Here is a 15,612-nt window from a genome sequence, read left to right on the forward strand (position 1 = left end):
TACCCCTGATGAAAAAAACCATAAGTATCCGCGCGATGCTCATTAGCCTCTTTGTCGCCGCCGTGCTGGGCAGCATCGTGTTGGCCGGCACTGGGTGGATGACCAACCAGCGGCTGATCAACGTTCAGCACTTCGTGGCCGATGAGGTGCTGCCGCTGCAAGATGCGAGCCGCAGCATGGTATTGACCATGGGTGCCTTTGGCCAGCGACATGCCGATCTACTCGCCGCTGGTAATCTCCAAGCGTTGGAAGAGGTCACGCCGCGCAGCGAGTTGACAGCACGCTATGGCCAAGCCCGCACGGGGCTTGCGCGTATCGAGCAGACCAATGCCGCAACGCAGCTCGCTGCACTGGATAGCCAGTACCAAGAGCTAATGGCTGGCGACGAGGCGTTGGAAAACGTGCGGCGCGATGCGCTGAGCCTGCAGGCCCAAATGGCCGAGCAGATTGCTCAAATGCAGGCGGCCATCACTAACGTCATGCGCAGTGCCGAAGACATCGCCGGACGTACCGCTCTGGCTCAGGTGCGCGAAGAGCGTCGGCAGCGCGAACTCATGGAAGCATGGCGGGAAGAGGGCACCACCACGCTGCCGACTCAACTGTTGGATAGCATGTTCTCTGCTCGTGTCGATATCGGTCGTCTGAGCGGCAACGCCCGTATGGCCGTTGCCACGCTGTCCGATCTGGGGCGACAAATGATGCAGGTGGAGAGCATCGATGCGTTGGTCAATCTGCGTAGCAACGAAATTTCCCAACAGGTGGCGCTGGCACGACAGTCTTTGGCGGCCATTGCCGAGGCCCCCAGCACGACCGTAGAGCAGCGCGTGCTCATTGGCGAACTCGATGAGGTCATCGTCGAGCTGAACGGGTTGATGGTGGAAGATGCCGATTCGGTCTACGCGCTACGCCAGCAGCAACTGGATCTGGGTGCTCAAGTGCAAGCGGCGTTGGCGAACGTGGCGGCGGCAACACGTGAGATGCGCTCAGCGCTAAGCGATATCGAAGCCTACACCGTCGCCCAGGCGGCAAGCGCCAGTGAAGAGGCCGAGACGTTGGCGAATGCGGGCCGTACGCTGCTGGTGTTGGTCACCTTGGGCGTGATCGTCGTACTGGCCATCTTTGGCTGGCGCACATTGGTACGCGTACTGGGGCCGCTGGTGGCCATGCGTCGTCAGATGGAGAGCATCAGCGGTGCCGCCGGTGAAAATGCCGACCTTTCCATGCGGCTGGCGCTGCAGCGTGATGACGAAGTCGGTCAAGCTGCCCAAGCGTTCAACCGTATGATGGACACCTTCGAAGGCATGGTGTCTCAGATCCGTGAAAGCGCCGAGGCGATTGCCGCAAGCAGCCGCCAGATCGCCTCCGGTAATGAAAACCTCTCTCAGCGTACTGACCAACAGGCGGCATCGCTGGCAGAGACGGCTTCCAGCCTCGAGCAGATTACCGCCACCGTCAAGCAGACCGCCGACTATGCCGATCAGGCCAAGGGCGCGAGCAACAGCGTGGATGACCGCGCGCGCTCGGCGGGTGATGTCGCCAAACGCACGACGGCGGCCATGAGTGACATTCGTCAAGCGAGTGAAAAAATCACCTCCATCATCAAAGCCATCGACGATATTGCCTTCCAGACTAACTTGCTGGCACTGAACGCCTCGGTGGAAGCAGCCCGAGCGGGTGAACAAGGACGAGGCTTTGCCGTGGTCGCTCAAGAAGTGCGTAAGCTGGCAGGGCGCAGTGCAGAAGAGGCCGCGCAAATTCGCCACTTGGTAGACGACAGCGTACAAAAAGTAAGCGAAGGCGAGCAGTTAGTAAACGCATCGAGCCATCATTTGCAGGATATTGTCGATAGCCTCTCCGAGGTAACTCGTTACGTCACGGAGATTGCAGACGCGACGAAAGAGCAGTCGGCCGGTATCGATCAGATCAACCAGGCCATTTCACAGTTGGATCAAGTAACGCATCAAAACGCACGCTTGGTGCAAGAGGCCTCCAGCGCTAGCCATACGTTGGATGAACGCGCAGGCGATATGCATACCTTGGTAAGCCGGTTTCACGTTAGTCATGGCGTTGGCCAACCGGCCGCGCTGCCAAGCCAGCCCGAGCACCATAGCCTGACTTAGCCCCGGGGTGGGGCGTTCGGTCTTGTCGCGGGCACCGGAAGGTGCCCGCCGTGTTTGTATTGACGGTTGAACTTTGGACGCACCGCCTACACTGATACAGGGGACACGATAGACAAGGAGGCAAAATGACGACCTTAGTGATTGGTGCCAATGGTCAGATCGGTAAACAGTTCTGTGCATTAGCCAAAGAGGCAGGCACGCCCATTAAAGCCATGATTCGTAACGAAGAGCAGGCCACTTGGTTCCAAGAACGGGGAATTCGTACCGTCGTGGGCGATTTAGAAGGCGAGATGGAGCACGCCTTCGAAGGATGCGATCAAGTCGTTTTTACCGCCGGTTCTGGCCCACACACAGGCCCTGACAAAACGCTATTGATCGATCTATTTGGCGCGATTCGTGCGGCCGATATTGCCAGCCAGAAGGGGCTCTCGCGCTATATCATGGTCAGCGCCATGCGGGCAGAAAAGCCGCTGGAGGCGCCTGAAAAAATGCGCCCCTATATGGCGGCCAAGTTCGCCGCCGATGCCCACCTGCGCCACAGTGACGTTTCCCATGTCATCGTCAAGCCTGGCCGTCTTACCGACGAAGCGCCGACCCTCAAGTTCGCTAGCAGCGTGGACGAAGCGGGCGATAACCAAATTTCCCGGGCCAACGTGGCCTATGCACTGCTGCGCGTGGTGCAAACCCCTGGTCTCGTCAATCGAGACATCACGTTGTTGGACGGCAAGCGCCCCGTCGACGCGCTTCTGTAACCCCGACCTGTCGTGCCAAGCCCGCTCACTCGTAGCGGGCTTTTTTTGCGCTCTTTTTTGCGTTGGGGCGAGCCGTACGTATCGCTGACGCGCTGTAGTAATGGCGTACTACCCCCGTTCTCTGGCGGCTTGCTACTCTGCCACCACACGCCTACGGCGTGCTCCACCGACGACAATCACAAGGAGAACGGAGATGAGCAGCAAGCGTATTCTAATGATCACCGGTGATTTTACCGAAGATTACGAAACCATGGTGCCCTTCCAAGCGCTGATGGCGGTAGGTCACCGTGTCGATGCGGTTTGCCCCGGCAAAGCCTCGGGAGATACCGTGGCCACCGCCATTCACGATTTCGAAGGCGACCAGACGTACACCGAGAAGCCGGGCCACCGCTTTGCGCTGAATGCGGATTTCGCCAGCGTCGACCCTGCCGATTACGACGCCCTGGTGGTGCCCGGTGGCCGAGCGCCAGAGTACCTGCGGCTGAACCAAGAAGTGTTAGCGATGGTGACGCACTTCTTCGATGCCCAGAAACCGGTGGCGGCGATTTGTCATGGCGCCCAACTGCTGGCCGCGGCCAAGGTGCTGGAGGGAAAACGGTGCTCGGCGTACCCTGCTTGTCAACCTGAGGTCGAGTTGGCAGGCGGGCAGTTCGCGGACATAGAGGTCACCGACGCGGTGACCGATGGCAACCTGGTCACCGCACCCGCATGGCCTGCCCATCCTGCTTGGCTGGCGCAGTTCATGGCGTTACTCGATCAGTAGCGGCGATCGGCAACAGGTGCGCGCCTGCGCTGGGCGCGCGCTTGCTCGGCGGCTATGCTGAATGAGACGAAGAGGGGAGATGGCCATGTGCAAACTGTTTATCGATGCGGACCCTGACCTATGGCGCAGCGCCACCCACTCGCTGCGCATCGATGGTATGGTGACCAGCGTGCGGATGGAAAATTATTTCTGGCGACTGCTGGAAGAGATCGCGCAGCGCGACGGAATGAACACCGCACAGATGATCACTCGGCTATATCACGAGTCGATCGATGCGGACCATGACCTGGGGAATTTCACCTCGTTCTTGAGGGTCTGCGCGCTGCGTTACCAGGCGCTACAGCTTAGCGGCGATATTCCCGCCAACGTAGCCGTGCCCATCGGTGAGCTGGACGCCCAGCAGATTCTTTCCCGTGAAAGCACGCTGCATAAAGACGTCCTCAACAAAAAGCACGTTCACTAGTCACGTCCGGCTGAGTTACTCCAGCCGCTCGCGCAGCGCGCTCATAAACGTCTCGATACGCTGCGCATTGGTGCCTACATCGCTGGCCCCCAGCCGCGAAGCCGAGCGCATGTCCACCCTAGTGCGGTTGCCCTGCTCGGTCAGCCGAATGACCACGTCATCTTCGAACCCAAACCAGCGCGTCACGGCGGTGGCTTCCAAACCGTTAGGGGTAATCTCGGCAATGTTCCAACCGGCGGCCTCTACTTCGGCCTGCACTGCAGCCAGTACGGTGGCGGCAGGGGCATCGACGACCAAGGGGCGAACGTTCGGGTAGGCCGCTTGCTGCTGCTCGGCGGTCGCCTCGCCTGGGTAGTCTACTTCGTTGGGGGCGGCTTCGCGGGCCTCCCGCAGGGCAGCGAACGCTGGCGGGTTTTGGGTATCGGTGGTGATGTCATGGATGACCGGCGCCTGCTGAGCGCGCTGCCACTGTTGCCAGGGCATGTAGAGTAGGGCTGCGGTGAGCATGAGCACGCCAATGGCCACGATCGCCGTGCCGCCCCGCCGAGTGAATGCGCTGATGAGTAGCACCAACACGCTCAGCGCCACTGCCGCCGTGGCTGCATAGACACCATTACGTAGCAGGTTGAAGGCCTCTCCTAAGCCGACCCACTGCCAGCGATAGGCGGGGCCAGCCCCTGCCATTAATAGCGCTGCCGCCACGAGCGCCAGCACGCTTAGCCAGGCAAAGGCTTTAGGCCAGCGGCTGTAATGTCGCTGATTGCGTCTACCGACCATCTGTCTCTCCTCGCAGTGATAGGAACGTATCGTCTGGCCACAGCATAGCCAGCGATGTGGTAGCGTGGCTATTTCTACCACATGATTGAATCAGCGAGTCACGACCCAATGCGCTCATCCGATGCCATCGCTATGCTTGCCCACCAAGTGCGCACGCTCCTCATTCAGGCACCCACCAGTGCACTGCCCATGAACTATCAGCAGGTTGCTAACGCCTTGGGGCTGACGCCACCGCGCACCATTGCACGGGTGACACAAGCGCTGGAGCAGTTAATGGAGCAGGACGTCGCCGCCGGGCGGCCGATGATCGCCGCCCTGGTGATCAGCCGTCGGGGAGACGATATACCGGCCACCGGTTTTTTCCAAAAAGCCGTCGCGTTAGGCCGGTTTCCGAACGACCCCGCCCAGCATCGCCGCCGTTACGTCGAAGAGCGGGAGCAGGCGCTGCGCGCTCGTTAGCGGGCGCGCAGCGGCGTGAGCAGGTCGCTCAGGCCGTTATGGTCGATTTCATGCATCAGGTGCAGTAGCTGACCGATCTCCCCTTGGGGAAATCCTTCCCGAGCAAACCAGTTCAAATAAGGGCCCGGCAAATCCGCAATGAGCCAGCCCTCGTATTTACCGAAAGGCATCTTGCGCGTGACCAGTTTTTCTAAATCCTCGGGTTTCATTCGTTAATTCCTTTCATTCTCATTTAAGCTCTCTTTTATATTCCCGCGCCCGCGGTTATTTGTTAGACTTTCGTCGCAATTCTTTTACCCTCCTCGACGCTGGGCACCTGCTGTTCCGGTACGTCATTTCTGTATCGTCAGGGACATGACATGCAAAAACGTTTAAGTCTGTTACTTTGTTCACCACTTTTAGCCTTGGCGACATCGCCTGTTTCCGCCGATGAACCGATCGATGTGGTGCTCATCGGCGGTGGTATCATGAGCGCTACGTTAGGCACTTACCTGCAAGAGTTAGAGCCGGAGTGGGACATTCACCTTTACGAGCGTCTTGGTGAAGTGGCGCAAGAGAGCTCCAACGCGTGGAACAACGCCGGTAGTGGCCACTCTGCGTTCATGGAAATGAACTACACGCCGGATGCCAGTGGCCGTGTCGAGATCCAGCGCGCCATCAACGTCACCGAGCAGTTCGAAATTTCTCGTCAATTCTGGGCGCATCAAGTCGAGAACGGCATTCTTGGTGAACCCTCCTCATTTATCAATAGCGTGCCGCACATTGCCGTGGTGTGGGGCGATGAAGACGTCAGCTTCCTGCGCGAGCGTTACGACGCCATGACGCAGAACCCGCTGTATGCGGGCATGGAGTACTCGGAAGATCGCGCAGAGCTGGCCGAGTGGATGCCGCTGATCATGGAAGGTCGTGACAACGACGACCGCCCAGTGGCCGCCACGCGCATGCAAATGGGCACCGAAGTGAACTACGGTGCTCAGGCCCGTGAAATGGTCGAAGCGCTGACGCGCAGCGAGCACTTTACGCTCGGTTTGCACAGCGAAGTACGTGACCTGAGCCGTAACGACGACGATACCTGGCAAGTCACCATTGCCCACCTGGACAGCGGTGAAGAGAGCACGGTCTATGCTCGCTACGTGTTCATCGGCGCCGGTGGTGCAGCGCTTCCGCTGCTGCAGGCATCGGGCATTCCCGAAGCCGAGGCTTACGCCGGTTTCCCTGTGGGTGGCCAGTTTCTCTACACCACCAATCCGGATGTCGTGTCACAGCACGACGTGAAAGCGTATGGGAAAGCGGGCGAAGGCTCGCCGCCCATGTCCGTCCCGCACCTGGATCTGCGCTACCTGGATGGCGAGCCTGCGCTGTTCTTCGGGCCCTTTGCCACGTTCTCCAGCAAGTTCTTGAAAGAGGGCTCTTGGACGGATCTATTTGGCTCCATGACGCTGGATAACACCTGGCCGATGATGGAAGTCGGTCTGGATAACTTCAATCTGGTCAGCTATCTCGTCGGCCAGGTCTTGATGTCCGACGACGACCGCTTCGAAGCGCTGCAGGCGTACTATCCCAACGCCCAGCGTGACGATTGGACGCTGTGGACGGCGGGCCAGCGCGTACAGATCATCAAGAACGACCCCGAGCGTGGCGGCGTGCTACAGTTCGGTACGGAAGTCGTGACCTCGCAGGACGGCACCATGTCCGCGCTGTTGGGCGCGTCGCCGGGCGCCTCTACTGCGCCGTCGATCATGCTTGGCTTGCTGGATCGCGTCTTCCCGACTCAGGTGGCCAGCGACGAGTGGCAATCTACGCTGACCGAGATCATTCCTTCGTACGGCCAAAAGCTGGCGGAGAACCCTGAGTTGTTGCGCGAGGTGCGCGCTTACACGGCACAGACGCTCAATTTAGACGAGCCCATGAACCTACCCAGCGCTGACGAGGCGTCGCAAGACGAGCCGAGTGCAGACGAAGAGAGCATGACAGAAGAGAGCATGACAGAAGAGAGCATGACAGAAGAGAGCAGTACGGAAGCCAAAAGCACTACCGAGGCTTAAGCCACATGCGTTCCGTGCTCACTAGCGCCAGCCCTCGGGCTGGCGTTTTAGTGTTCGGCTGCGGCGACTTGCGTCAGCAGGGCGGCCAGTGCCTTGGCCGGTTTGCTGAGCTGGCCGCTAGCGCGATGAACGATACCGATATCGCGATGGAAGGTGTGCTCTTTCAAGTCGATGGCACGCACGCCCGCGGGCCAGCGCCGAAGGGCGCTTGGCTGCGGCACTAGCGCCACGCCCACGCCGTTGGCCACCAGCTGTATGATGGCGTCTAGCTCGTCTACCTCGCACACGTCCCTGACGTGACAGTGGTTGTCACGCAAGAAACGATCGACCTGACGGCCGCCGAACGAGGCACGATCGTAGCGGACGAACGGCTGTTGAGTGAGTAGCGCCCGCCAGTCGTCCGTGGTTAGCCTGCGGGGCACCAGCAGACGAAACGGCTCATGGGCCAACGGCTGCCAGCGCAGGTCGCTATGCAGCGAAAACGGCGGTCGAATGATCACCGCCATGTCCAGTTCCCCTGCATCCACTTGGTTCATCAATGAGAGAGACAGCCCCGGCACCACGCGGGAGCGGCATTCGGGAAACTGACGGTGAAAATGCGCCAATACGTTCGGCAGAAGCGAGCGTTGAATGGAGGCTATCGCACCCAAGGTGACGCGAGTGGCGGCTTCCTGTCCAGCAGAAGCGGCGCCTAAGGTGCCGTATAGGGCTATCAGTGCCTGCGCTTGTTGCAACGTCTCTTGTCCGCGCTTAGTCAGTACCGCTGCCCGCCCGCTGCGCTCGAACAGCGCTACGCCAAGCGCTGCCTCCAAACGTTTCATCTGCGCGCTGACGGCGGCTTGGGTCAGGCCGATATGCTGGCCCGCTGCCGCAAAGGTGCCGTGCTGGGCAACGGCGATGAGCGTTTTGAGTTCGCGGATCATGGTGAGATTTTCATCAATAAAATTTGTGAATAGATCAAAAAACAATTGATTTAATTTTTACATTGCGCCTTTTAGGATAGTGACACGGGTCAAGCGCAGCGCGCTAGCCGTGTACCAACAAAAGCACCTATCAGGAGACATCCATGAGCCTTTCCCCCTTTCACTTAGCCATTCCCGTTTATGACGTCGCTTTGGCGCGCACTTTCTACAACGATGTGTTTGGCCTAGAAGAGGGCCGTTCCAGCGATCATTGGGTCGATTTCGACTTTTTCGGGCATCAGTTGGTGATCCATGAGCACCCCAAAACGCCCGGACAAGAGAGTGCCCACACCAACCCGGTAGATGGTCATAACGTACCGGTGCCTCACTTTGGGGTCATTTTGGAGTGGGACGAGTGGGAAGCGCTAGCCGAGCGCTTGAAAGCGCGTAACACCGACTTTGTCATCGAGCCTTACATTCGCTTCAAGGGCGAAGTGGGCGAGCAGGCCACCATGTTTCTGCTCGACCCCTGCGGCAATGCGCTCGAATTCAAGGCATTCAAAGACAAGAGCCAGATCTTCGCTAAATAGGCAGGGCGTGTCTAAAGGCCACTAAGCGCGCAGCGCCTGCTCCTGGCGACGATGCTGAAGGGGTGACTCGCCAAAGTAGCGCTTATAGTCGCGGCTAAACTGCGGCACACTGCGGTAGCCCACCGCCAGCGCCGCCTGATTCACGTTATGGCTATCTTGCAATAAGAGCTGCTGCGCTTTGATCAAGCGCAGCCGCTTGAGATACTGAGCGGGCGAGGCGCGGGTAATCTGCTTGAAATGCTGGTGAAACGTCGACACGCTCATGTTCGCCTGCTGCGCGAGCCGCTCTACCGAAAAGTCCTCTGCAAAGTGGGTATGTAGCTGCGAGAGCACCTGCACGATGCGTGAATAGTTGCCGTGCCCCTGCACCAGCGCCCTCAAAGCCGGGCCTTGTTCACCTTTGAGCGCTTCGAACACCACGTCACGTATTCGGGCATCGCCCATGGCGCTGCACGCAACCGCATCGTGCAGCGTATGGGCCAAGCGCATGACGGCATCCTGCATCCCTTCGTTCATTGCGACCGATGCCATGGGCAAAGGCGCGGTGCTGCTTGGCGGGTATCCCTCGCCCATCGCGGTGACCATTTCACTGAGCAGTGCTGGGTCGAGTTTGACCGACATACCCAGTAGCGGGGCCTCGGGAGAACCGTACGTTTCGCACTCGAACGGCATGGGCAGCGTCTGGACCAAATAGTGCCCGGGGTTGTAGTGAATCTCTCGGTCGCCCAGATAGCCCACTTTGCGCCCCTGAGCGATGATGATGAGACAAGGGTCATACATCAGAGGTGTACGGACTTGCTGCCTGCCCAGGCAGAGCAGGCTGACGCGATCCAAGCGGGAAGGGCTGGGGCCGTCGCCTTTTACGAGCGGTATGATGAGGTCGGAAAGCGCATTACCAACATGTGCGGTACTGGCCACAAGGCCCTCCTTACGCAAATGAAATCGAATCGTTCGCGAGAATTATGACGTTTTGTTGTGCATTTTTGTTATTTTATTACCCATTTATAGAGAAATAAGCAAAAAAAACGTAGCTTCGTTCATCGCTATCTCCGCCCAGGCAGCCAATAATGAAAACACCTTCCGCCTCTGCGGGATGTATCAAAAAAGGAGTTTTCATGAGCCAAGCAAAATCTTACGCCGCGTTTTCCGCTGACAAGCCGCTCGCGCCGTTTACCTTTGATCGTCGTGAGCCTCGCCCTGACGATGTTGCCATTGAAATCCTTTACTGCGGCGTATGTCACAGCGACCTGCACTTTGCGCGCAACGACTGGGGCATGACCCAGTATCCCGTGGTGCCTGGTCACGAAATCGTGGGCCGTGTGACGTCCGTGGGCAGCGACGTGACCCGTTTCAAAGCCGGTGATTTGGTCGGTGTGGGTTGTATGGTCGATTCCTGCCGCACCTGCTCCGCCTGTCAAGATGGCGTCGAACAGTACTGCTTGGAAGGCTTCACCATGACCTACGGCAGCCCGGACCGCCAAGACGGCACCATGACGCAGGGTGGTTATTCCGACGCCATCGTCGTCAGTGAGCACTTCGTGCTGAAAATGCCGGACGGTATCGATCTAGCCTCAGCAGCCCCCATCCTGTGCGCCGGTATCACCACCTACTCTCCGCTGAAGCATCACGGTGTAGGCAAAGGTCATAAAGTAGGCGTGATTGGTATGGGTGGCCTGGGCCATATGGGGGTCAAACTGGCCAAGGCATTGGGCGCCGAAGTGACAGTCTTCACGCGCTCCGATGCCAAGGTGGAAGAAGCCAAGCGTAACGGTGCCGACCATGTGGTGGTCTCCAGCGACCAGGCGCAAATGGACGCCGTGGCCGAGACGTTCGACTTCATGCTCGATACCGTGCCGGTTCAACACGACTTGAACCCTTACCTCGCATCGCTGAAGTACGACGGTACGCATATTCTGGTCGGCCTTCTAGAGCCCATCGAACCGGCCATCGAAGCATTCAATCTGGTGTTCAAGCGCCGCGTCGTCGCAGGCTCTCTCATCGGCGGTATTGCGGAAACCGAGGAGCTGCTCAAGCTTTGTGCCGAGCAGAACATCTCTTGCGATATCGAAATGCTCGATATCCACAAGATCAACGAAGGCTTCGAGCGTATGGAGAAAGGGGACGTGCGCTACCGCTTCGTGATCGACATGGCGACGTTGAAAGATACCGCTGCCTAAGCCATCGTGCTCCAGCAAGCCCACCGCAAAATGGCGGTGGGCTTTTTTGTTCGTTCGTTATGTCATCTTCGTTGGTAGACAAAGGTCTTAGTGTCTTCATATTACTTCCTGTGATGCTTTACCCTCGTGATGAGTGGGGTGACGACTAAAAAAGCAGAAGGGAACAGAATGATGAAACGACTCTCCATAAAATGGAGCCTGACGGCGGCCCTGGCGCTGCTCGTCGTCATGATTGGCTTGATCAGTGCACTGGGGTTTTACACCAATACAACGAGTGATCGAGCACTCAACGAGATCAATAATATCAACGTGCGGCTTGCCAACTTGGCGAACCGTACTCAAGTGAACGCGCTCAGAGCGCAAACCTTCCTCGACCGTTCGGCCAGCTTCAGTACCCAAGGCAACCCTGACAAAGGGCAGCAGAGCTTAGCCATGGCGGCAGAGGCCGTGGCGGCAGCGCAAACCCGCTTCGCTGAGTTCTCGGCGATCCCGGTCACGCCGGGCAGCGAATTGGCCCAACGGCGTGATAGCGTGGTCGAGGCCTACCATGCCTTTGTGACCGACGGCATCGTGCCGCTCTTGGACGCCGCGCCGTTTCAAATTCAGCGCCAACAGGAGGCGTTGGGGGAGCTGGGAGCCGACCTGGATGTCGCGATGGGCGAGTTCGTGGCCTACACCGAAGCACGCGGCCAGCAGGTCATGAGTCAGGTAGAGCGCTTAGCGACGATCGGCGGCGCGGTGGCGATAGGTTTGCTGCTGTTTTCACTGCTGGCGGCGATCGCCATTCGTATCGCGATGATGCGTGGCGTGGTGAACCCGCTCCAGCAGGCGCTCGGCCATTTCGATCGCATCGCCAACGGTGATTTGACCGGGCGTATCGAGGACCGTGGGCATAATGAAATTGGCCAGCTCTTCATCGGCCTGGCGACCATGCAAGAGAAACTGAAGACGCTGGTCATGTCCCTTCGCAGCAGCAGCGAGCACGTCTACAACGGTGCCAGCGATATTTCATCGGGTAGCCAAGATCTCTCGTCGCGCACCGAGCAGCAGGCCTCGGCGCTGCAGCAGACGGCCTCGAGCATGGAGCAAATGGCCACCACGGTGGGTAAAAATGCCGAGATAGCGCAAGAGGCCGATCAACTGTCGGTCACGGCGTCTCAGTCTGCCGAAGCGAGCGGTGAAGAGGTCGAGCGTACCGTTCAGCTCATGCGTGAGATCGCCGCCAGTGCCGACCGGGTCAACGATATTATCGGGGTGATCGACTCGATTGCCTTTCAAACCAACATACTGGCGCTGAATGCTTCGGTCGAGGCGGCCCGGGCTGGCGAGCAGGGGCGTGGCTTTGCGGTGGTGGCGAGCGAAGTACGTTCCCTAGCGACACGCAGTGCCGAGTCGGCCAAAGAGATACGGGGCCTGATCGAACAGACCACGTCGCAAATCACCACGGGCGCCACTCAAGCCGAGCGCAGCGGGGAGACCCTAAGCCAAACCGTCGATGCCATCCGCCAAGTCACCACGTTGATGGGCGAGATTTCCACGGCAACGCGCGAGCAAAATAGCGGCATCGAGCAGATCAATGCCGCGCTGACGGAAATGGACTCGGTGACGCAGCAAAACGCCGCGCTGGTGCAGCAAACCAGCTCGGCAGCCAGCGCGCTGGAAGCTCAGGCGAGCCAGTTGGCAACGCTGATGGCCACCTTCAGGCTGGCCGAAGGTAGCCAAGCGCCAGCGGCCAGCGCACCCACATTAGCGCAACCGCCGCAGCATGCGCCTGCCAAGCCCGCTACGTCTGCGGCGGCGCCCAACAACGACGATTGGGATGAGTTCTAGCCAAGCAGCCATCTCGAACGTCACGAAACAGGGCGGCTAGAGGGCCGCCCTGATGATGGATGCCGACATCGATAGGAAGGAGCGCGTTTTAGGTGTGGGCGACAACGCGAATACGTACGTAGTCCGCCGTCCAGTTACCTTGGCCGTCGCTTAGGCTATGGGCCAGCAGGTTGAGGGTGTTGTCGAAGATAGCGTCTTTCAGGTCCGGGTCTAACCCGTGAAAGAAGGGACTCGCAAAGGTGTCTAGCCAGCTTGCCATGCCTTTGGGTAGCGGCGTAGGGCGCGGAATGAGTTCGACGCTTTCCACACGAAAACCGACCGTTTGCAGAAGGTTGGTGTACTCCTGTGTGGTCGGAAAATACCAGGGGTGGCGTCCCTTCGAGCTAATGCCGCGAAACTGTAGCGAGGCAATCAGTGCGGTGCAGATCGCTGCCACATTGCCATGGCCACCAAACTCCGCCACGAATCGTCCGCCGGGTTTCAAAGCACGCTTTATTCCCGCCAGCACGGCTTGAGGGTCGAGCATCCAGTGCAGCGCCGCATTGCTGAAGACCGCATCGAACTCGTGGTCGAAGGGCAATTGATGGCCGTCGATCACACGCGCCGTCACCCCTCGCTGTTGGGCGGCGGCGACCATCTCTTCTGACGCATCGATACCCAGCACGTCGGCGCCAAGTTGCATGATGCGCTCGGTAAGCGCACCGTCACCACAGCCCAAGTCCAAAATACGCTGTCCAGGCTGCGGCGATAGCAGGCGCACGACCTCCATACCTAGGTCAGGAACAAAGCTGGCGTGTTCCGCATACCGACCGGCGTTCCATGCCTGACCGGGCGGTGTGTGAGAGGCGTGTGACATATCGGCTTCCTAGCAACGTTAATAGGCCTGAGTATTACAAATAGTATAGCGAGCCTTGGCTATCCCGCGTGCAACAGTGCGTAAAAATTCTTTTATCCACCGTACGTTAACCCGCTCGAGTAGCTACCCAATCTTAGACAATAGCGTTACGCTGAAACCTCACCAGGGAGAGAGCCGGTATGAACCAACAACATCAAGCGGATGATAATTTTGAAGGGGGGGATCAGGGTCGTGAGGCGACCGGCCAGCGCGAACCCACCTCCCAGGCGTCCGGTACTCAGCAGGAAACACGAGAAGCGAATTTGCCTTCAAGAGCGGCCGTGGTGCATCAGCATTTACGCTTAGAAGGGCAAAAAGAGCTCTCGAGAGACTCCATGGCGTTGCTATGGTCAGCCATTGCGGCGGGGATTTCGATGAGTTTCTCCATGGTGGCACGTGGCGTACTGCATGCCCATCTGCCGCAAACCGATATTGGCTTCTTAGTCGAGTGTTTAGGCTATACCGTGGGCTTCATCGTCGTCATTTTGGCCCGCCAACAGTTATTTACCGAAAACACGGTCACCGCCGTTCTGCCTGTGATGAGCCGACCCACGTTACCCAATCTGGGAGCATTGGGCAGGCTATGGGGCGTGGTATTGGTAGGCAACCTGATGGGGGCGGCGCTCTCCTCGTTTACTTTTTTGCACATGCCGATGTTCGACGAAGCGACGCACCAGGCGTTCATCGCGCTAGGAGAGCACATGATGGCCAACACGCCCATGGAAATGTTCTCTAAAGGGATTCTCGCTGGTTGGATGATTGCGACCCTGGTATGGCTGATTCCCGCTGCCGATCAAGCCAAAGTGTGGATGATCATCATCGTGACCTATGTCATGGCGATTGGTGAATTCACCCACATCATCGTCGGCACCAGCGAAGCGCTGTATTTGGTGTTCGATGGCCATATTACATGGTCCGACGCGGTCGTCGGGTTCGCGCTACCGACGCTGGCTGGTAACGTCATTGGCGGTACCTTCATTTTTGCGCTGATCAGCCATGCGCAGATTCGCGGCGACGTCGAGGCGCAGCGAGAGTGTAAGCAGGGCCTGTTCAACCGTCGCCAGCGCTAACTTTCTCAATAGACGATTACTCAGGAGGCAACTGGTATGAATGATGTCATCAAGCTACTGAACGCCCACCGTTCGATTCGTAAATTCACCGATCAAGCGATCCCCCAAGGCCTGCTGCGTGAACTGATTCAAGCGGGCCAAGCGGCGGCAACGTCGAGCCATGTACAGGCCTATACGGTGATCCATGTGAAAGATGCCGCCAATCGAGAAGCCATCGCGGAGCTGGCCGGAGGCCAAGGCTACGTAGCCAGCAGCGCGGCGTTTTTGGTTTTCTGTGCCGATATGAAGCGACCTACGGAAGCGTCTGCGCGCACCGGTGCCAACGTCGAACGCGGTATGACCGAACAGCTCTTAGTGGCCACCGTGGATACGGCGCTGATGGCGCAGAACGTGGCCGTGGCAGCGGAGTCCGAGGGCTTGGGCATTTGCTATATCGGTGGCATTCGCAATAACCCGGAAGCCGTTAGTGAACTATTGCGCCTGCCAGCCCATGTGTATCCCGTGTTCGGCATGTGCCTGGGCTACCCAGCGCATCAGCCGGAAGTGAAGCCGCGTCTGCCCGTTGAAGCGATTCTGAAAGAGGACTACTACACTGAGGATAGCGATCATGTAGCCGCCTTTGACGACACCATGCAGGCGTACTATCAATCGCGTAGTAGCGGTAATAAAAACAGTGATTGGTCGCACAACCTAACCCCTCTATTCGATAGCAAGCTGCGCCCCCATATGCGTGACTTCTTGGTGAAACGCGGCTTTACCATGAAATAAG

16 protein-coding genes are annotated in these 15,612 nt (G+C 58.6%); 11 read left to right on the forward strand and 5 right to left on the reverse strand.

Annotated features, from left to right (window positions below; all coding sequences use genetic code 11):
- Positions 1-8 precede the first annotated feature (8 nt).
- The 4 genes from MHM85_RS15410 (at position 9) to MHM85_RS15425 (ending at position 4,098) form a co-directional block, all read left to right on the forward strand.
- A complete protein-coding gene (locus MHM85_RS15410; protein WP_153842684.1) occupies positions 9-2,120 on the forward strand; it encodes a methyl-accepting chemotaxis protein in 2,112 nt (703 codons plus the stop codon).
- 125 nt (positions 2,121-2,245) lie between these two features.
- Complete coding sequence (locus tag MHM85_RS15415) at positions 2,246-2,872, forward strand: SDR family oxidoreductase (RefSeq protein ID WP_139526671.1); 627 nt, start codon at positions 2,246-2,248, stop codon at positions 2,870-2,872.
- 193 nt (positions 2,873-3,065) lie between these two features.
- Entirely contained in the window at positions 3,066-3,635 is a 570-nt protein-coding gene (locus MHM85_RS15420) for a DJ-1/PfpI family protein (RefSeq protein ID WP_044628412.1), read from the forward strand.
- Between the two features lie 85 nt (positions 3,636-3,720).
- Positions 3,721-4,098, forward strand: a complete 378-nt coding sequence (locus MHM85_RS15425) for a ribbon-helix-helix domain-containing protein (RefSeq protein WP_153842685.1) — start codon at positions 3,721-3,723, stop codon at positions 4,096-4,098.
- A gap of 15 nt (positions 4,099-4,113) precedes the next feature.
- Here the strand turns inward: MHM85_RS15425 and MHM85_RS15430 are convergent, their stop codons facing one another.
- Complete coding sequence (locus tag MHM85_RS15430; protein ID WP_239286398.1) at positions 4,114-4,875, reverse strand: DUF1499 domain-containing protein; 762 nt, start codon at positions 4,873-4,875, stop codon at positions 4,114-4,116.
- Between the two features lie 108 nt (positions 4,876-4,983).
- On the opposite strand from MHM85_RS15430, the gene MHM85_RS15435 reads away from it, so the two are divergent.
- On the forward strand, positions 4,984-5,334 hold the full coding sequence (locus MHM85_RS15435; RefSeq protein WP_153842686.1) for a hypothetical protein: 351 nt from the start codon (positions 4,984-4,986) through the stop codon (positions 5,332-5,334).
- On the opposite strand, the gene MHM85_RS15440 is transcribed toward MHM85_RS15435, so the two are convergent.
- The gene (locus tag MHM85_RS15440; protein ID WP_139526677.1) at positions 5,331-5,543 is read right to left on the reverse strand and encodes a DUF3820 family protein; all 213 of its coding nucleotides are present in this window, start codon (positions 5,541-5,543) and stop codon (positions 5,331-5,333) included. The genes MHM85_RS15435 and MHM85_RS15440 overlap by 4 nt on opposite strands.
- Positions 5,544-5,693: 150 nt before the next feature.
- Between MHM85_RS15440 and mqo the strand changes: the two genes are divergently transcribed.
- Positions 5,694-7,379, forward strand: coding sequence for a malate dehydrogenase (quinone) (mqo, locus tag MHM85_RS15445; RefSeq protein ID WP_239286399.1), 1,686 nt, complete (start codon positions 5,694-5,696; stop codon positions 7,377-7,379).
- A gap of 47 nt (positions 7,380-7,426) precedes the next feature.
- Here mqo and MHM85_RS15450 read toward each other — a convergent pair whose 3' ends face one another.
- Positions 7,427-8,302 (reverse strand): LysR substrate-binding domain-containing protein, encoded by an 876-nt coding sequence (locus MHM85_RS15450; protein ID WP_239286400.1) that lies wholly within the window; start codon positions 8,300-8,302, stop codon positions 7,427-7,429.
- A 143-nt stretch (positions 8,303-8,445) separates the two neighbouring features.
- Between MHM85_RS15450 and MHM85_RS15455 the strand changes: the two genes are divergently transcribed.
- Entirely contained in the window at positions 8,446-8,871 is a 426-nt protein-coding gene (locus MHM85_RS15455; protein ID WP_044628417.1) for a VOC family protein, read from the forward strand.
- 21 nt (positions 8,872-8,892) lie between these two features.
- Here MHM85_RS15455 and MHM85_RS15460 read toward each other — a convergent pair whose 3' ends face one another.
- Positions 8,893-9,789, reverse strand: coding sequence for an AraC family transcriptional regulator (locus tag MHM85_RS15460; RefSeq protein WP_153842689.1), 897 nt, complete (start codon positions 9,787-9,789; stop codon positions 8,893-8,895).
- A 197-nt stretch (positions 9,790-9,986) separates the two neighbouring features.
- Here MHM85_RS15460 and MHM85_RS15465 point away from each other — a divergent pair, with 197 nt between their 5' ends.
- Both MHM85_RS15465 and MHM85_RS15470 read left to right on the forward strand, forming a co-directional pair.
- Positions 9,987-11,048, forward strand: coding sequence for an NAD(P)-dependent alcohol dehydrogenase (locus MHM85_RS15465; RefSeq protein WP_044628419.1), 1,062 nt, complete (start codon positions 9,987-9,989; stop codon positions 11,046-11,048).
- Positions 11,049-11,219: 171 nt separating this feature from the next.
- A complete protein-coding gene (locus MHM85_RS15470; RefSeq protein ID WP_153842690.1) occupies positions 11,220-12,878 on the forward strand; it encodes a methyl-accepting chemotaxis protein in 1,659 nt (552 codons plus the stop codon).
- 88 nt (positions 12,879-12,966) lie between these two features.
- On the opposite strand, the gene MHM85_RS15475 is transcribed toward MHM85_RS15470, so the two are convergent.
- Complete coding sequence (locus MHM85_RS15475; RefSeq protein ID WP_139526684.1) at positions 12,967-13,734, reverse strand: class I SAM-dependent methyltransferase; 768 nt, start codon at positions 13,732-13,734, stop codon at positions 12,967-12,969.
- Positions 13,735-13,913: 179 nt separating this feature from the next.
- Between MHM85_RS15475 and MHM85_RS15480 the strand changes: the two genes are divergently transcribed.
- A complete protein-coding gene (locus MHM85_RS15480) occupies positions 13,914-14,843 on the forward strand; it encodes a formate/nitrite transporter family protein (RefSeq protein WP_044628422.1) in 930 nt (309 codons plus the stop codon).
- A 36-nt stretch (positions 14,844-14,879) separates the two neighbouring features.
- The gene (nfsA, locus tag MHM85_RS15485; protein WP_139526687.1) at positions 14,880-15,611 is read left to right on the forward strand and encodes an oxygen-insensitive NADPH nitroreductase; all 732 of its coding nucleotides are present in this window, start codon (positions 14,880-14,882) and stop codon (positions 15,609-15,611) included.
- Position 15,612 lies beyond the last annotated feature (1 nt).

This window comes from Halomonas sp. McD50-4, from assembly GCF_022348135.1.
Taxonomy (GTDB): Bacteria; Pseudomonadota; Gammaproteobacteria; order Pseudomonadales; family Halomonadaceae; genus Vreelandella; species Vreelandella piezotolerans.